Origin of the sequence: Amycolatopsis sp. NPDC049253 (assembly GCF_040678995.1) — a bacterium.
In the GTDB taxonomy this organism is placed as follows: domain Bacteria; phylum Actinomycetota; class Actinomycetes; order Mycobacteriales; family Pseudonocardiaceae; genus Amycolatopsis.
The window spans coordinates 550,637-567,335 of record NZ_JBFAQX010000004.1 but is presented as its reverse complement, the minus strand read 5'-3'; the positions used below and the strand labels follow the sequence as shown (position 1 = coordinate 567,335).

The 16,699-nt window shown below is 68.9% G+C and carries 17 protein-coding genes; 9 read left to right on the top strand and 8 right to left on the bottom strand.

Annotation, left to right across the window (positions count from 1 at the left end):
• The first annotated feature begins 154 nt into the window (after positions 1-154).
• From cutA to AB0K15_RS13135, 4 genes are all read left to right on the top strand, one after another.
• On the top strand, positions 155-475 hold the full coding sequence (gene cutA, locus AB0K15_RS13150; RefSeq protein WP_364048983.1) for a divalent-cation tolerance protein CutA: 321 nt from the start codon (positions 155-157) through the stop codon (positions 473-475).
• 152 nt (positions 476-627) lie between these two features.
• Entirely contained in the window at positions 628-1,053 is a 426-nt protein-coding gene (locus AB0K15_RS13145; RefSeq protein ID WP_364048981.1) for a hypothetical protein, read from the top strand.
• Between the two features lie 955 nt (positions 1,054-2,008).
• Positions 2,009-2,650: a hypothetical protein gene (locus tag AB0K15_RS13140; protein ID WP_364048979.1), complete on the top strand. Its 642-nt coding sequence runs from the start codon at positions 2,009-2,011 to the stop codon at positions 2,648-2,650.
• Between the two features lie 341 nt (positions 2,651-2,991).
• Complete coding sequence (locus AB0K15_RS13135; protein WP_364048977.1) at positions 2,992-3,342, top strand: hypothetical protein; 351 nt, start codon at positions 2,992-2,994, stop codon at positions 3,340-3,342.
• A gap of 581 nt (positions 3,343-3,923) precedes the next feature.
• Here AB0K15_RS13135 and AB0K15_RS13130 read toward each other — a convergent pair.
• Positions 3,924-5,585, bottom strand: coding sequence for an MBL fold metallo-hydrolase (locus AB0K15_RS13130; protein ID WP_364048975.1), 1,662 nt, complete (start codon positions 5,583-5,585; stop codon positions 3,924-3,926).
• Between AB0K15_RS13130 and AB0K15_RS13125 the strand changes: the two genes are divergently transcribed.
• Positions 5,466-6,059, top strand: a complete 594-nt coding sequence (locus tag AB0K15_RS13125) for an LLM class flavin-dependent oxidoreductase (RefSeq protein ID WP_364048973.1) — start codon at positions 5,466-5,468, stop codon at positions 6,057-6,059. The two genes, AB0K15_RS13130 and AB0K15_RS13125, sit on opposite strands and share 120 nt — an antisense overlap.
• Before the next feature lie 129 nt (positions 6,060-6,188).
• Here the strand turns inward: AB0K15_RS13125 and AB0K15_RS13120 are convergent, their stop codons facing one another.
• The 3 genes from AB0K15_RS13120 to AB0K15_RS13110 form a co-directional block, all read right to left on the bottom strand.
• Entirely contained in the window at positions 6,189-6,872 is a 684-nt protein-coding gene (locus AB0K15_RS13120) for a hypothetical protein (RefSeq protein ID WP_364048971.1), read from the bottom strand.
• On the bottom strand, positions 6,869-6,994 hold the full coding sequence (locus AB0K15_RS13115) for a hypothetical protein (RefSeq protein ID WP_364048969.1): 126 nt from the start codon (positions 6,992-6,994) through the stop codon (positions 6,869-6,871). Before AB0K15_RS13115 ends, AB0K15_RS13120 begins: the two co-directional genes overlap by 4 nt.
• A gap of 221 nt (positions 6,995-7,215) precedes the next feature.
• On the bottom strand, positions 7,216-8,391 hold the full coding sequence (locus tag AB0K15_RS13110; RefSeq protein WP_364048967.1) for an alginate lyase family protein: 1,176 nt from the start codon (positions 8,389-8,391) through the stop codon (positions 7,216-7,218).
• A 208-nt stretch (positions 8,392-8,599) separates the two neighbouring features.
• Here AB0K15_RS13110 and AB0K15_RS13105 point away from each other — a divergent pair, with 208 nt between their 5' ends.
• Both AB0K15_RS13105 and AB0K15_RS13100 read left to right on the top strand, forming a co-directional pair.
• On the top strand, positions 8,600-9,172 hold the full coding sequence (locus AB0K15_RS13105; RefSeq protein WP_364048965.1) for an RNA polymerase sigma factor: 573 nt from the start codon (positions 8,600-8,602) through the stop codon (positions 9,170-9,172).
• Positions 9,165-10,034 carry a CU044_5270 family protein gene (locus AB0K15_RS13100; protein WP_364048963.1) on the top strand — a complete coding sequence of 290 codons (870 nt, stop codon included), beginning with the start codon at positions 9,165-9,167 and terminating at the stop codon, positions 10,032-10,034. The genes AB0K15_RS13105 and AB0K15_RS13100 overlap by 8 nt, the downstream gene beginning before the upstream one ends.
• 4 nt (positions 10,035-10,038) lie before the next feature.
• Here AB0K15_RS13100 and AB0K15_RS13095 read toward each other — a convergent pair whose 3' ends face one another.
• Together AB0K15_RS13095 and AB0K15_RS13090 are read right to left on the bottom strand one after the other, a co-directional pair.
• Positions 10,039-10,809: an enoyl-CoA hydratase/isomerase family protein gene (locus AB0K15_RS13095; protein WP_364048961.1), complete on the bottom strand. Its 771-nt coding sequence runs from the start codon at positions 10,807-10,809 to the stop codon at positions 10,039-10,041.
• A complete protein-coding gene (locus AB0K15_RS13090; protein WP_364048959.1) occupies positions 10,806-11,717 on the bottom strand; it encodes a PaaX family transcriptional regulator C-terminal domain-containing protein in 912 nt (303 codons plus the stop codon). Before AB0K15_RS13090 ends, AB0K15_RS13095 begins: the two co-directional genes overlap by 4 nt.
• Before the next feature lie 132 nt (positions 11,718-11,849).
• Here AB0K15_RS13090 and AB0K15_RS13085 point away from each other — a divergent pair, with 132 nt between their 5' ends.
• On the top strand, positions 11,850-13,487 hold the full coding sequence (locus AB0K15_RS13085; protein WP_364048957.1) for an ABC-F family ATP-binding cassette domain-containing protein: 1,638 nt from the start codon (positions 11,850-11,852) through the stop codon (positions 13,485-13,487).
• A 226-nt stretch (positions 13,488-13,713) separates the two neighbouring features.
• On the opposite strand, the gene AB0K15_RS13080 is transcribed toward AB0K15_RS13085, so the two are convergent.
• Complete coding sequence (locus AB0K15_RS13080; protein ID WP_364048955.1) at positions 13,714-14,142, bottom strand: PPOX class F420-dependent oxidoreductase; 429 nt, start codon at positions 14,140-14,142, stop codon at positions 13,714-13,716.
• A 116-nt stretch (positions 14,143-14,258) separates the two neighbouring features.
• Positions 14,259-15,206, bottom strand: coding sequence for a methionyl-tRNA formyltransferase (locus AB0K15_RS13075; protein WP_364048953.1), 948 nt, complete (start codon positions 15,204-15,206; stop codon positions 14,259-14,261).
• Positions 15,207-15,354: 148 nt separating this feature from the next.
• On the opposite strand from AB0K15_RS13075, the gene AB0K15_RS13070 reads away from it, so the two are divergent.
• Positions 15,355-16,695, top strand: coding sequence for a lysine N(6)-hydroxylase/L-ornithine N(5)-oxygenase family protein (locus tag AB0K15_RS13070; protein WP_364048951.1), 1,341 nt, complete (start codon positions 15,355-15,357; stop codon positions 16,693-16,695).
• Positions 16,696-16,699 lie beyond the last annotated feature (4 nt).

Here is a 16,699-nt window from a genome sequence, read left to right as displayed (position 1 = left end):
GCTTGTTCGGGCTCCAGCTCATGGACGAAGACCTCGGGCCGGCGAGCCATGGACACCACCTCCACCAGGCAGCCTGCCAGGCCTGATCAGCCAGCCGATCCGGAGGCCATTACCTCGCCAACCTTCTGAGGTGCGGCACTAGTAGCCTGGCGGGATGAGTGAGGTCTGGCTGGTTCAGGTCGCGGCGCCGACCGAAGCCGTCGCGTTGAAGCTGGCCCAGGGGGCCGTTGAGGCGCGACTGGCCGCCGGCGGGCAAGTGGTCGGTCCGGTGACGAGCGTGTTCTGGCATGAGGGCGAGTTCGGTACCGGCGAGGAGTGGCAGACGATCCTCAAGACCACTGATGAGCGCTACGCGGACCTTGAGCGGTTCCTGGTTGAGAACCACGAGTGGACGAATCCGGAGATCACGGCACTTCCGCTAGTTGCCGGCCTCGCGCCGTACCTCGCTTGGGTTCAGCGGACGACGAGCCAGTAGCGCGCCGACGCCCGGCTCGGTCTGGAATGCCGTCAGTCGGTCGAGCACATCACCAAGCCGCTCAGCCGGAGGAACGCAAAGACGGCCTTTGGTTAGACCGAAATCACTGGACGGTTCCTCTGATTGGTGCCCTACTTGGTTTCTGTGGGTTGTTGGCGTGGTCGATCATTGACGCGAATCCAGTAGTGCTGGCTGCAGCCAAGCAGCCAGTGCGGCAGCAGATCTACTCTTCTCTTGCCAGCTCGTCAGGATCGCTGCTCGGTTTTACGATCGCCGCAGTGACGATTCTTGCTGCTTTTGGCCAGGTAAAAATGCCATCGCGCGAACAGCGAGGACGCGAGAAAGACCTAGCAAAGGCGCGAGAAATTGTATCCGGTGCACTTCTTGTGTCCGCACTTCTGCTCTTAGCGGTCCTGCTGGTGTCCACGGTTCTTATTGGAGTAGATAGCTCCGAGCATGCGCCCGAAACCTGGATAATTATTGACTTGTCACTATCGCTCGGCGCAGTTCTTGGTTTGATTATCGGTGGTTTTGGTTTGGCGCTAGCTATTCTTGAGCGAAATAGATTGGTTCCATAAGCTCCCACCTACAAGTGGGTGGCCTCTTCGCCATCTCGTCGACCTGGCGTAGCCCGATCACGTCGTGTCAAGGGGGCGCCTTCGTGCGGTCCGTAGCGCGCCGGCATGACTGCCCCCTTGACGCGGCGTGATAGCCCTTGTGGAGGTCGGCGAGATGGCGGCAGGCCGCTCACGAACGCGACGTGCCCGCTCTGCCACCCATCTCGGAGACCTGCCCGTCCGGCGAGGACATGTTCTTCTCTCTTGTCGTCGGCCCCGGTGCAGCCGCCGGCCGGTCGCGTGGGGTGCCGGAGGCGGGGCCCCGCGCGTGCCGGCCGATAGCGGCGCGGCCCCGGAGGGGCCGCCTTGAAGAAGAAGAGAAACTCTGAACAGTGGTCGTCGGCTGTGTGGCCTCCGGCGGGCGATGTCCGCCAGGCGTCCGACAGTTGATGCGCGACGCTAGCTGCCAGGGTTGCACTTCGGCCGGGATGTCCCGCTTTAGCAAGCTCCAGCGCACGGGGAGCGCTCAGGCGGCGGACTTGGACATTCTGGCCGTACGGTTCGACCGTGCTCGCGTTTGAAGTTGCTGATGACGAAGCGTGGCTGGATGCCTTCGGCGTGCTGCCGGAGACCGAGGAGGCATCTGGGGACGAATACGTTCGCGAGCTACGCATCCCGGTCGGCCCGGCGGAGCTGCTTCACCTCACCTGGGACGTGAATGATGGCAGTGTTCGCGTCCGACACCAGAGGCACGGACACATCGTCGTTGACCTGTTCCACGAACTGGCAACCCGACTGCTTGTCGAACGCCGCAGTCAGTCGGTCGTTGCCGGATCCAAGTCGGCCCCGCAGTGGTTATCGCGGACACACTCAGCTCGTCGACGCTACGCCGGTGCCGGGAAGTTTGCCCTGTTCATCCTGTTCACACGGCGGAGTGTGATTCACTACGGCTTTGCCCGTCGAGAGGACTTGAACCGTGGTTGCCGAACGGCTGAACGCGACCGACCAGGCGGCACCCGCCGTCGACGTGTACGACCTCGACTTTCCCGGTCAGCACAAGCGGTGGGTCGCAGCGATCGAGAACTCGGCTGCGACTCCGGTGTGGCTTGGTCACCGTACCGACGACGGGGCCCAGGCGGCGCTGGTGGGCACTCTGCCGCGGAATGCGTTCCCCTCTGGTACGGCACCGTTGGAGTGGCGTGCGCCCGGTATGGCGCTCGGTCAGCTGATGAACGTCATTGAGCCAACCTCCCTCAGCGCCGAACGTGCTGCTCTCGGCAGGGCGGTTCAGGCGCATCTCATCGAGCGGGCCACCAACGTGGCCGGCTGGCCGCGGGCGACGTGGACGGTGGGCGATGCCCTCGTGCGGGCGGCGGTGCTGCATTTCGCGGGAGCCTGGCTCGCACTCACCAACGAACTGCCGGATGCGTATCTCGTCGCTATCGGCGTGGGGCTCTCTCACGATGGGCTGCAGTTCCGTAAGACCCACGGCGAAAAATACGGGGTCGACTTCTCAGCACCCCTGACAGTCGGGGAGCTTCACCGCCTGCCCGTCGAGCAGATGCCGCACCCACCCCAGCCTCACCCGGACCTGCTCCGACTTCTCACCCATCGCTGACATGGTGGTGGGCGTGGACCAGACGTGGACCACCACACCCGCGACAGGTGCGAAACACGCAAGTCGAGGAGACTCACCTGAGCGCCTGCATCGCTGTTTTCGCAGGTCACGCACGCTGCGAAATCCTGGGGGTCAAGGGGTCGCAGGTTCGAATCCTGTCAGCCCGACCGGACAAAAGAGCCGTTTGACTTGGTTAGAGTGCCAGGTCAAATGGCTTTTTTGATATCACGCTCTTGATCTTGCTGACGAGCGCTGCGCTGCAGCTTGGGACCATCGTCGAACGTGCTGGGCCGATCCGGTGACCATGAGCGCCCCACTCGATTGAGCATGTGGCGCGTCGCTTGACCGTAACCAACGGTGCGATGGAGGATTATTCGGTGGCGAAAGAACCGACCGACGAGCTGACCCTCGAGATCATGCGCCACCTCGAGATTGACCAGCAGTGGGTGCGGCACTTCGACCCGACGAACGTCAATGGCATCGCTGAGGCGCGAGCAGCAGGCCGCCGAGCAGGGCGTGGGCTCCAGCTCAAAGTACTGACCCACCAAAGCAAACCCGAAGATCGCGACGACAACCGAGTTGTCGTCATCGTTGTCGTAAACCAAGAACGGTCACCGGAAGACGAAGAACGCCTGCAGGAACGCGCACGGCTCCTCCTTGACGAGGCGTACAAGCACTTCCGCACTCCGTGATCAGACCGCGCGCAGTCTGGCTGGCTGTGGCGATCGCAGGGCCGTCCTGGCCGAAAACGTGCATGCCATGGCCACTGCCGAGGACGGCGGCCACCTTCACGTCGACTACTTCCCCGGGCACCCCTACCTTGTCGAGGGATCGCTGCCCTTGGTGATACAGCCCGCACGGAGGTATGCCGGCCCGGTGAACCACTTTCCGCGCTTGCAGGCGGGGCCAACGCGGGGCTCGGCACGGGGTTGGCCCGCAGTGTGTTCCGCAAAGGCCTCCGGCACAGGGCGGCCAGGCCGGTGTCGAGGACGACTGGCGCGTAGTCGGTGCAGTGCCTGACTGACGAAGAGCGGCACGACGGTGGCCCAGAGCCCTGGTCCGGTCAAGGTGTGGCACCGGCAGCTGTGGCCGAACAACCCGGGCACTGCTCGTGCGCGGCATCGCCCAAGTCGGGCAGGGCGCGGGTCTTTCTCGTCGCCGATCGAGTCGTGCCGCTGCACCTCAAGTCGCCGATGTCTCGGGACTTCCGGTGGCGGACCGTGCGATCTCTTCCCGGGCGGCTGTACGTTTCCGCGGTGCCGAGGTCCAGCACTCAGTCGATCATCCCGGCAACGGTGACGCCCGCGAGTTCCGAGTAGATGACGAACTTGAACGGGGCCGTCTGCTGGTTGCGTTCCACCAGCCGGATCAGCGTCGTCTGGCGGAGTTCGGCGGCCGCCGCGCTGTCAGGGTGGTGCTCAAGTGCGGCGTCGGCCAGTCTCAGGGCCAGGGTGAGGTCGTCGCGTTCGAGCAGGTCTTCGATGGCGGCGAGGTAGGCCTCGACCTTGCCGCCGCTGAGTATGGCCAGGACGGCGTTCCATTCCGCCGGGGAGATGAGGTCGATGCTGTCGAGCTCTGGCCGCCAGTAGCCGGTGCGTTGCCGTTGGACGCGTCGGATCACGTTGTCCCGTAGCAGGATGTAGGGCAGAGCCGAGTCGGGGTGGGAGCGCAGGACGTCGGGCATGTGGTTGCGGCCGAGGATGTCGTGCACCGAGCGTCCGGCTGCGATGTCGCTGCGGATCACCTGGTGCAGGTCCTCCAGCGCGGGAGACAGCCCGGTCAGCGCGGCCGGGGTGAAGCTCGCGGTCAGGGGTGCGTGTCCGTGGATCAGCAGGGCGGGTTCGAGGTCTTGCAGCAGCTGGAGAGTGTCGAGCAGAGCTTCGAGGGAACTTTCGGTGAAGAACGGCGCGCCCAGATGCGGCATCAGGATGTCGCCGGCAAACACGATGCCGCGTTCTGGCAGGTGGATGAGCAACGCGTCGTGCGTTTCCCCTCCGTGCACGGGAATCAGCCGCAGTTCGACGCCTCCCACGGTCAGCGATTCCGGGTGCTCGACCAGCCGATCCGGCACCACGTCGTGCCGATGTCCGGCGCCGGCGGGGAGGAATCTGGTCCAGGGCAGGGACCCCGCGTTCTGCGACTCGACCTCGGAAGCGAACCCGGCTTGGGCGATGACCTCGGTGCCGGGGCCGCGGAGCGCGTCCACGCCTCCGATGTGGTCCCAGTGGCCGTGCGTCAGAATCACGTGGCTGACCGGCAGGCCGGAGATCTCGCGCATCGCCCGCAGCGCCGCACGGGCCTGGTCGATGGTGCCACCGCTGTCGATCACGACCAGCGAGGTGGCGGTGACGACGAACCCGATCTCACCGAACCCGAAGCCCTGGGTGACGAAGACGCCCTCCGCCAATTCACGGAACTGCCGTGGCGCGAACCGGAAGCCGTCCTCGTCGTTGACCCAGTAGTCGGTGACGAGCTGCGGCAGGTCCGGCCGAGCCTCCAGTCCTGCTTTCCGCCGTGCATCGGCTGCGTCCTCTGCCCGCCCCAGCAGCTCGTAGGCCTTGGCGAGAGCGCGAAACGCACCGCGCCTCAAGCCGGGCGGCACACCGTCGGTCAGCGCGAGGACGGCCAGCAGATCGGCGACGGCGCGTTCCGCGTGCACCGGCACCTCCGCCAGCACCAGGCCGCGGAAGTAGTTCGTCAGGCCAGGCGCGGCTTCGACCGCCGCGTCCAGCTCGTCGACGGCGTGCTCGAGCTCGCCGGGCAGCCTCGCCTGGAACGTCGCGGCGACGGCCGAGAGCAGGGGCTGATCAGGGCGTTGCTCGGACAGTTCGCGGAAGAAGCTGGAGGCCTCACCGAATCTGCGGCCCGCAGTCAAGGTTCCCGCCAGTGCCAGCACGAGCTGCGGCGAGGCGTTCGGCCACCGCGCCGCGGCCATCAAGGCCTCCGCGGTCAGGTTCCGCGAGATCCTCGGCTTGGGAGAGGTTCATGGTGTCTCCAGAGGGAAAGACGTCACGCCGGCCCACCCGTGTGGATCGGCGGCCACAGCGACGTCGCTCTGCGTCGTGCGCTGCGGTTCGGTGACGGCTGGTACGGCACCGGCGCGGACGTCGCGGAGGTCGCCGGCCTGCGCCGCCGCCTGCGCGAACTCGCCGCCGACACAGCGGATTCCGGCCGCTTGACGCTCGCTTCGGCCGCGTTCCTCACCCCACCCGGCATCCCCGCGGCGGTGCTGTCTCCGGGACAGCCGCTCGGCGGCGTTTCGCCTACCGCAACGAGCGTCGCCGACGCCCTCGGGCGGCTCGTCGAGGAGGGACTTACCGCCTGCACCCTGTGGCTGCCCGTTGCGGCCGAGCATGTGGAGAAGGCGATGGAGTGGATCGCAGCCGAGGTCATGCCGCAGCTCGCCTGATGCCGAGAAAAACGGGGTTGATCTTCAATGGATCGCCATGGTGTGCACATCGGGAAACATCGTCGGCGATGGGAATCAACGGGCCTGCTTCGAAGCCACGCCTCCACCCCGCGCGTGGTTACGTGGTCCCTAGCCGGGGCTTGGTGATGTCGTCGTGGACGGAGCCGGCCAGTTTTCGGTGTGTCCGATGAACATTTCCGTCACGTCGACGGGCCACCGGGGCTTGTCCACGACGTCGAACTCGGCGCAGTACTCCCAAGGACTGGTCTTGGGGTGGGCACTGGGATGGCCGGCGACGTCGCCGAACTCAGCGACGACGAGGCCGAACACGGCGGCGCTGCCGGTGAGGAACAGCGTCCCAGCGTGCAGGTGGTGCACGAAGCGGTCCCGATTCTCGCGGTACCGGAGCTGGGGATACTCCTGATCGAGGCGGGTCCGCAGTGCTTCGTCGGGCAGGTCCACGGTCTGTGGGCGGCCGGCGCCGAGGCTTCGCCGGATCTGCGGCCACGCCGAGGGCCGTAATTGCAGGGAGTGGTGAACGAGGACCAAATCCAACGCGGGCATCTCGGCTTGCCAGCCCGATTCGGTGTCCAGAGCGTTGCCCCGGAGGGGAAGGTGGACGATCGAGCTCGGTGATCGTGCTGCCAGTTCCCACAGGCCGGCGAACTGCCAGGCTGTTGCCTGGTCCAGGCGCAGGTGGAAGCACGTCTGCGCATCCCGAAGCGTCGCGTGCAGGGGAAGGGGTCGTGGTCGGACGACCCGATACTGCCTGGAGCCGATCCAGACCTGGTGCCTGGTGACGCGAAGTTTCACAGCCGCCGCACGACGAGGATGGCACCGTTGTACCCGATCACCGCGATCTGGGTGGTACGTGTCGTCTCGGGGTCGCGGGGGACATCGAACGCCTCGGCGACAGTTTCGTGTATGCGGCGCACCTCGTGGGCCTCACTGGGCTTGAGTTCGGGTTGCTTGCCGCACTTTACCGGTGGTGATGGCAGTGCCCGGCCCGATATGGTCCTCAGCACCGGGTCACGCCGAGCCGCAGTTCCGGCGTCGTCTGGGTCGTGAGCCACGAAGTCGTTGACACCGCGTACCTCACCGCCACGGAGGACAAGCCCCGAGGCCCGCCGAAGAGCCCCGGGGCAACCACTCGACCTCAGTTCGGGTTGTCGGCGTGCGTCAATGTCTGCCAGGCGACGAACAGGTTGTTCGTCCCCGCCGGGCGTTGGCGTTCGGTCAGGGTCTGGGTGTTGGTCATGGCGATGCCGAGGCGGCCGTGGAGTGCGTTGAAGCCCACTTCGGTCACCGGGCCGAGGCCGAGGGTCAGCGAGCCTCCGCAGAGGTTCGAGGGGACGGCCGCGCCGAGTTCGTACTTGGACTGGAAGCCGAGGGCCTGGCGGAGGCGTTCGCCGACGTCCGTGGAGTACAGGTCCTGGCCCTGGATGCGCGAGGTCTCGGCGACGTCGGCGATGGAGGCGATGCCGTAGCCGGTGTGGACGAAGTCGCGGCAGGTTTCTTGGGTGAGGCCGGTGGTGAAGGTGCCCTGTTTCTGCCAGTAGTTGACGATCTGGTCGCGGGTCGACAGCCCGCTGCCGGGCACCGTGTGGGGGAGCGCGCCGTCCGTGGACAGGTAGACGTACGCGGCGACGCGGTTGCGGTAGCGGGTCATGGCGGAGTCGTAGCTGGACTTGTCGTCGAGGAAGACGGAGATGCCGACGGCGGCTTCCGTCATGACCAGCTCCCAGTTGCCGTTGCTGTTGGAACCGGCCAGAAGCTTCGGCAGGTAGACGTTGCGCAGCATCGTCGCGAAGCGGCCGGAGTTGGGCCAGCTCGAGTAGGTCGACTTGATGAGCTCCGCGGCGCGTGACCACGACGCGCCGGCCCAGCCCGTCTGGAGGGGCGCGTTGCTGTTGGTGTGGCTGGTGATCGTCGCGGACCACGCGTCCATGAGCGCGATGGCCTTCTGGGCGTAGCGCGCGTCCTGCGTGAGGTACCAGGCCAGCGCGTCGGTGTAGGCGGCGATGGCGTCTTCGCGTTCGTCGGTGCAGCCGTTGTTCGGGTTGGAGTACGAGCCGCACTCCACGACGGCGCGGGGTTTCGCCGTGCGCGTGAGCGAGGCGTACTTGCTGCCCATCATCTGGTCGAACGCGCTCTTCCACGGCTGCGCGCCGGCGTTCACCTCGGCGCGCACGAAATCCAGCTGCGGACGGCTCACGAGCACGCCCGGGTGGGTGAACGTCGCGGGAGCGGCGGAAGCCGGTGCGGTCAGCAGTCCCAGCGCGACGGGGATCGCCGCGACCAGCGACGCGAGTTTTCGGGCCCGAAAGGACATGGCTCTCCTCGGTGAGGGGGAAGGGAGGTCGTCGTCGATCTCGGTCACCGGTGAGCGCTGCGCACCAGTGTCGTGGTCCAGACCACCTCACGTCAAGCACACACGTGGACATCATTCGCATTCGAAACGTGCGTTCAGCCCGCTGAATGAACTCGAATGGCGGCTGCTGCGGATAACCCGTGACACTGCATCCGAGAAGGGGTGATCGATGGACGACGCGGGGGTGATCGGCCGGTCCTTGGCCGAGCCCGACCTGTTCGCCGCCATCTTCGACCGGCACGCACCGCACATCCACCGCTACCTCGCGCGGCGGCTGGGCCGGGACGTGGCCGACGACGCGCTGGCGGACACGTTCCTGGTCGCGTTCGGCAAACGGGCCCGCTACGACGGCACCCGGCCCGACGCGCGCCCGTGGCTCTACGGCATCGCGACCAACATCGTGAGCCGCCACCGCCGCGACGAGGTGCGCCAGTACCGCCTGCTGCGCGCCGTCGGCCCGCAGGCCGCGGTCGACGGGCACGCCGACCGGGTGGCGGCCCAGGTCAGTGCCCAGGCACGCGGGCCGGAGCTCGGCGCCGCGCTGGCGGCGTTGTCTTCCAAGGACCGCGACGTCGTCCTGCTCGTGGCCGCCGAGCAGCTCGCCTACGAGGAGGTGGCCCAGGCGCTGGGGATCCCGGTCGGGACCGTGCGGTCCCGGCTCAATCGCGCCCGCCGCCAGCTGCGCGCTGCCCTCGGCGGCGCCGAACACCCCGACGTGAAGGAGGTCCCGTCCCATGGATGAGCTTCAGCTGGTCCGCGACCGCGCGGTCGACGTCCCGCTGCCCGACCTGGCCGAGCTGGGTGCCGCCCGCGCCCGCCTGCTCGCGGCCGCCGCGAACGAATCCCGCCGCAAGACCGCGAAACGCCGGTGGCAGGCCGGTGCCGCGACGCTGGGGCTCGCGGCGGCCGTCACCGCCGTCGTCTCGTTCGCGCCCACCGGCGACGGGCCACTGACTCCTCCGCGGGCCGCGGCCGACCCCGCGCGGGTGTTGCACGGTGCCGCGGCCCAGGCCCTGAAGCTGCCCGACACCCCGCCGCGGCCCGACCAGTTCGTCTACGTCAAGACGCAGTACGCGAACAGCAACCGCGAGGCCTGGATCTCCGCCGACGGCAAGCACGACGGCTATGTCAAGCAGGACGGCCGGACGCTGACCCTGCCGGGGTGCGTCGACGGCAAGTACCGCGTCGAGGGCGCCAACAATCCTGCCGCGAACGGCACCGAAGAACCGTGTGTGGTGACGCCGGCCTACCGCACCGATCTGCCGACCACCGCCGACGCGATGTTCGGCTACCTGAACAAGAACCACAGCGGCGACGCCGGTGACGCGAACGCCATGGGCAAGGACGTGCAGCTGCTCGCCGGCGAGGCCTACCTGCCGCCGCGGACGAAAGCCGCGCTGTTCGAAGCGGCCGCGGAGATGCCCGGCCTGCAGGCCGTGGACCACGTGACCGACGCGGCGGGCCGCCCGGGCGTCGGCATCACCTGGCCCGGCCACGGCGTGACCCTGGTCTTCGACGCGAAGACCTACGCCTACCGCGGCACCACGCAGGGCGCCGTGGTCGGCTACGGGATCGTCGACCACGTGGGGCAGCTGCCGCGCTGAGGTCTCAGCGGCCGGTGAAGCTCGCCTTGCCGGGCCCCTCGGTGAGGAACGACTTCACCGCGCCCCGCAGGTCCTCGGTGTCGAACAGCTCCGCGGCGATCGCCGTGACGTGGGCGTTGGCCTCGGGCACACCACCGTGCTCGAAGTGGGCCAGCACGCGTTTGGTGGCCGCGTGCGCCTGCGTGGGGCCCGCGGCGAGGCGCGCGGTGAACTCGCGCGCCGCGGCGTCGAAGCCCTCGTCGGGCAGCACCCGGTTCACCACGTTCCAGCGTTCGAGCGTCTCGGCCGAGTAGGTGTCGCCGGTGAACACGAACTCCTTGGCCCGGGCCACTCCGGCGCGGGCGGCGAGGCGCTGGGTGCCGCCCATCGTCGGCGTCAGGCCCACCACCTTCTCCACGAGCCCGAATTTCGCGCGTGAAGCGGCCAGCAGCAGGTCGCACGCGACGGCGACCTCGAACGCCCACGTGAGGCACAGGCCGTGCGCGGCGAACACCGTGGGGAACGGCAACGCGGCGATACGGTCGGGCACCGTGAGCAGCTCGTCGAAGAACATCTTCGCCTCGGCCGGTGAGCCCTGGGCGTCGAACAGCGCGACGTCCACACCGCCGCTGACCACGCGGCCCTCGGCGCGGATGAGCAACGCCCGAGCCGGCCGGGCTTCCAGGGCGGCGATGGCTTCGAGCAGGTCGCGTTGCAGCGAAGCGGTGTAGAGGTTGAGCGGCGGCGCGTCGATCGTCAGCACCGCCAGGCCGTCTTCGCGGTCGAGCCGGGTCACGCCTTCTCCTCGTTGTCCAGCAGGGTGTCCCAGTAAGCCTGGGCCGCGGGCCGCCACTCCACGTGCTTGCGGTGGAACAGCTCGCTCGCCTTGCGCCCGCTCCATTCGGCGGGCAGCAGCTCGGCGGGCAGCCGCGGGTCGAGGAACGGGAAGCGCCGCCATTCGTGCACCAGCTCGGTCTGCGCGCGCAGCACGGCCGGGTCGCCCGTGGGGCGCAGGCCGGTGAAGCGGTCGATGAAGTCTTCGTAGCGGTCGGTCAGGTCCGAGAGGTCCCACGACCGCTCGACCATGCTCTCCTGCTCGCCGACCTCGCCGTACGCGGCCGTGAACGACATCGCCTGGGCGTCGAGCTGCAGCTCCGCCACGATCTGCTGCGCTTCGTGCTGCCGGCTCGGGTCGGGGCTCACCCACACACCCGCGACGGGTGACCCGAACCCAGCCCACGTCAGGCGGGTTCGCAGCCGGTGGCGCAGGTCGCGCTTGGCTTCGGGCACCGACACGATGAGCATCAGCCAGCGGCCCTCCCACGCGACGGCCTCGCGCCCGAACGCGTAGATCCGCTCCGCGCCTTCGGTGAGCAGCCGCCGGCCCGGCGGGGTGAGCGACCAGCGCACGCGCCGGCCGACGCGTTCGGACACCAGCCAGCCTTCGGCGGCCGAGCGCGCGAGGGCCTGGCGTGCCGACTTCTCCTCGATGTCCAGCATGCCCAGCGCTTCGACGAGCATCGACGTCCACACGGGACGGTCGCGGGGCAGCACGTACTCGCCCAGCACGGTCATCAACAGGGACCGGGCACTCGCGTGGCTCACCTCGCGGCGCCTGCTGACCGTCGGCCGCGGCGCCGCCGGGCGGGGTTCCCGCTGCTTCGCGCGCTGGCCGAGCGTGACCGACGTGGCGGGTTCCGCCATCGCTTTCACCGACCTCACTGCTCCGTGGTTCGTAACCTGCCCAGGTTACCCACGTTGAGTGACCGGGACGACACTCGACACACTGGGAGTGCGTCCGCGACCGGAGCGCGCACCCGTAGAATCGGCCGGGAAATGAGCGCAACACTCGTCGCGAAGGGCCTGGCCTCCGGCCACGGCGACCGCATCCTGTTCTCCGGCCTCGACCTGGTCGTCGCTCCCGGCGACGTCGTCGGGCTGGTCGGCGTCAACGGCGCCGGCAAGTCCACGCTGCTGCGCACCCTCGCGGGCCTGCAGCCGCCCGAGTCGGGGGAGATCCGGCTGAACCCGCCGACGGCCACCGTCGGTCACCTCCCGCAGGAGCCCGAGCGGCGGCCGGGGGAGTCGGTGCGGCAGTTCCTCGCGCGCCGCACCGGGGTCGCCGAAGCGCAGCGTGAGCTCGACGCCGCCACCGAAGCGCTCACCGAAGGTGCCGCCGGTGCCGACGACACGTACGGCACGGCACTCGACCGCTGGCTCGCGCTGGGCGGCGCCGACCTGGACGACCGTGCCGGCGAGGTGGCGGCGGAGCTCGGCCTCGCCGTGGATCTCGACCAGCCGATGATCTCGCTCTCCGGCGGACAGGCGGCTCGCGCCGGGCTCGCGTCGCTGCTGCTGAGCCGGTACGACATCTTCCTGCTCGACGAGCCCACCAACGACCTCGACCTCGACGGCCTCACCCGCCTCGAGCGGTTCGTCACCGGCCTGCGCGCCGGCACGGTGCTCGTGAGCCACGACCGCGAGTTCCTCGCGCGCACCGTGGACCGCGTCGTGGAGCTGGATCTCGCGCAGCAGCAGGTGAACGCCTACGGCGGCGGCTACGAGTCCTATTTGGAAGAACGCGCTGTCGCGCGCCGCCACGCGCGCGAGGACTACGAGGAGTACGCCGCCACACGCTCCGCGCTGGAGGCGCGCGGGCAGATGCAGCGCTCGTGGATGGAGAAGGGCGTCAAGAACGCCCGGCGCAAGCAGACCGACAACGACAAGGTCGGCCGCAAGTTCCGCAGTGAGGCCACGGAGAAGCAGGCGTCGAAGGCGCGCCAGACCGAGCGCATGATCGAGCGCCTGGAGGTGGTGGACGAGCCGCGCAAGGAGTGGGAGCTGCGCATGGAGATCGCGGCGGCCCCGCGTGCCGGCGCGGTCGTCGCCACGCTGCGCGGCGCCGTCGTGCACCGCGGTCCCTTCACCCTCGGTCCCGTCGACCTCCAGGTGGACTGGGCGGACAAGGTCGCCATCACGGGCGCCAACGGCGCGGGCAAGTCCACGCTGCTGGCGGCCCTGCTCGGCCGGCTGTCCCTCGACGAGGGCAGTGCGGCGCTCGGCCCCGGCGTCGTCGTCGGCGAGGTCGACCAGGCCCGCCGGCTGTTCCTCGACGACGTCCCGCTGGCCGACGCGTTCGCACGCGAGGTCCCGGAGCTGCCCGACGCCGAGGTCCGCACCCTGCTCGCGAAGTTCGGCCTCAAGGCCGCGCACGTACTGCGCCCCGCGGCCACGCTCTCGCCGGGCGAGCGCACCCGCGCCGCCCTCGCGTTGCTGCAGGCGCGCGGGGTGAACCTGCTCGTGCTCGACGAGCCGACCAACCACCTCGACCTGCCCGCGATCGAGCAGCTCGAGTCCGCTTTGGACCGTTACCCCGGCACGCTGCTGCTCGTGACCCACGACCGCCGCATGCTCGACGCCGTCTCGGTCACGCGGCGCTTCGAAGTGGCGGACGGGAAAGTCACCGAGTCCTGACGCGTCAGCCGGAACGGCTCCCGGCGGCAGCTCGCCGGGCCGCGCCGAACACCGCGACGGCGGAACAGCTCGCGCCGGCCGTCGCGATCGGTGCTCGACGCGGCGGCGGGACGGCCGTGTGCGAGACCGGCGGCGCGGTGGCCGGGAGTCGCAACAGGGGTTTCCCGGTCGAAGGCACGTTTGCGGCGCCAGGCGAAACCGGCGGAGTTCCGCTGATCGGGACGCGTCAGCCGGCCACGGCGTCGACCCCCGTGGTGTGCGTCGGGTGGACCACCACGAGGACCTTGCCCGGCGAGGTGGCGTAGCCGAGGAACTGGTCCACGCCTTCGGCGGGCAGGTAGCGGCGCGCGATGGTTTCCGAACCGCTGCGCACGCGCGCGGGGTCGGTGACGATCTCGGCCGTCCCGTTCACCGAGACGAAGCTGTAGGGCGGCACGTCGTCGTGCACCGTGAGCGCGACCTCGGACGAAGCGGCGATCGCGCGGCCTTTCACGCTGTCCTGGGTGATGTTGACCAGCAGGTCCTCGCCGTCGGGGGCGAACCAGACGGGGACGGCGTGCGGGCGGCCGTCGGCACGGACGGTGACGAGGATGGCGCTGCGGCTGCCTTCCGCGAGGAAGGCGCGGGCACGTTCGGCGGACATCGGGGTGGCCATCTCGGGTTCCTCCAGTGGTCGGGCCCGGCGCGCTCACGCCGGGTCACGGTTGCGGCCACCGTAACCCGGCGCACCGACAAACCCGGCTCATCCGGAAGTTTCAGCCGATCGGCACATCACGGCCGGTCGGTGAGATACCCGCCCATCGTCGTGAAGTAGTCGGCCGCCGCCAGCTCCGTGCCGTCCTCCGTGCGGACGCGTTCGACCAAGAGCCCGGGGGAGTGACCGCGCCGCGCCTCGGGACCGGCGACGATCACCACGCCGTCGCCCTCCTTGATGAAGATGCGCCCCGGAGTGCCGCCGTAGTGCCCGGCCGACACCGACGCGCCCACGATCCGCAGCCGCGCCCCGCGGTGGTAGGCGAACGCGTTGGGGTACGGGTCGGACTGCGCGCGCACCAGCCGGTCGATGTCCGCGGCGGGCCACGTCCAGTCGATGAGACTGTCTCGTGGCGCGCGTTTGTGGAAGAAGCTCGCCTTCGACCGGTCCTGGGCGATCGGCACCACGGTGCCCGTCTCGATGAGCGAGAGCGCTTCGGCGACGATCGGCTCGATGAGATCCACCGTGCGGTGGAACAGATCCGTGGTCGTGTCCTTCGGCCCGACCGGGACCGCGCGCTGCACCACGATGTCGCCGGCATCGAGCTGGGCATTCATCATGTGGGCGGTCACGCCGACCTCGGGTTCGCCGTTGACCAGCGCCCAGATCAGCGGCGAGAAGCCGGCGTACGCGGGCAGCAGCGAGTCGTGGACGTTGAGCGTGCCGTGCGGCGGCAGGTCGAAGATCTCCGGCGGCAGCCAGGTCCGCCAGTTGTTCGCCACGATCAGCTCCGGCTCCGCGGCCTTGAGCTCGGCCAGCAGCTCGGGATCGTCGGGGCGGTTGCGCAGCAGGGCGCGGATCCCGTTGGCCTCGGCCAGCTCGGCCACCGAATCGTCCCAGATCTTCTCGTACGCGTGGTCGCTCTTCGGGTGCGTGACCACGAGGACGACCTCGTGACCAGCGTCGATGAGGGCCCGCAAGGTGCGGTACCCCCAGGTCTGGTAGCCGAACATGGCCACGCGCATCGGCGAATCCCTTTCCCGGTCGAGGGGACGAACATCACCCACAAGGTACTAGCTGAGGCTGTCCTAAGTTAGGTTAGGGTTTCCTGAGCTTTTTCGAGTGGGAGCTGAGCCGAACCGAGATGCGGCAGTGCCGCGCTAGGGGACTTTCATGTCACGAGCAGTGGTCGATGGCCAGGTGCCGGTGTACGACGTGGTCGGGGTGGGGTTCGGACCATCGAACCTCGCCCTCGCGATCGCGCTGACCGAGCACAACGCCGCGCCCGGGTCCGGCGACACGGTCACCGCGCACTTCCTCGAGCGCCAGCCGCGGTTCGGCTGGCACCGCGGGATGCTGATCGACACCGCCACGATGCAGGTCTCGTTCCTCAAGGACCTCGCGACCATGCGCAACCCGACGAGCGAGTTCAGCTTCCTCAACTACCTGCACGCCAAGGGGCGGCTGATCGACTTCATCAACCACAAGAACCTCTTCCCGCTGCGGATCGAGTTCCACGACTACTTCGAGTGGGCGGCGGCCAAGGTCGACGACGTCGTGTCCTACGGCACCGAGGTGCTGTCGGTGGAGCCGGTCCGCGACGGCGACGAGGTGGTCTTCTTCGACGTCCGGGCGAAGTCCGACAAAGAGATCGTGGAGCTGCGTGCGCGCAACCTCGTGCTGGGCACCGGACTGCGGCCCAATCTGCCCGAGGGCGTCACCGGCGGTGAGCGGATCTGGCACAACAGCCAGCTGCTGCCCCGCGTCGAACGGCTGCGCGGTACCGAACCGAAGCGGTTCGTGGTGGTCGGCGCCGGACAGAGCGCGGCCGAGGTCGCGGCCCTGCTGCACGACGAGTTCCCGCGCGCCGAGGTGTGCGCGGTCTTCGCGCGCTACGGCTACAGCCCGGCCGACGACAGCTCGTTCGCCAACCGGATCTTCGACCCCGAGGCGGTCGACCACTTCTACGGCGCGAGCGAGCCGGTGAAGGACCGGCTCATGCGCTACCACGGCGCCACCAACTACTCCGCGGTCGACCTCGACCTGATCGACGAGCTCTACCGCCGCGTGTACCAGGAGAAGGTGCTCGGCGTGGAGCGCTTGCGGTTGTTCAACGTCTCCCGGCCCGTGGACGTGACCGACCGCGGCGCCCACGTGCGCGCGACCGTCGAATCGCTGACCACCGGTGACCGCGCGGTGCTCGACGCCGACGCGGTCGTGTACGCCACCGGGTACCTGCCCGCGGACCCGACGCCGCTGCTCGGTGAGCTCGCCGCGGGCTGCCTGCGCGACGCCGAAGGCCGGCTGCGCGTGGAGCGCGACTACCGCATCACCACCGACGCCGCCGTGCGCGGCGGGCTCTACTTGCAGGGCGGCACCGAGCACACGCACGGCATCACGTCGTCGCTGCTGTCGAACACCGCGGTCCGCGTGGGCGAGATCCTGCAGTCCATTGTGGATCGCCGAGCGGCCGTGGCGCACCTGCCCGAGTACGCGGTGAGCGGCACGCGCTGACGGC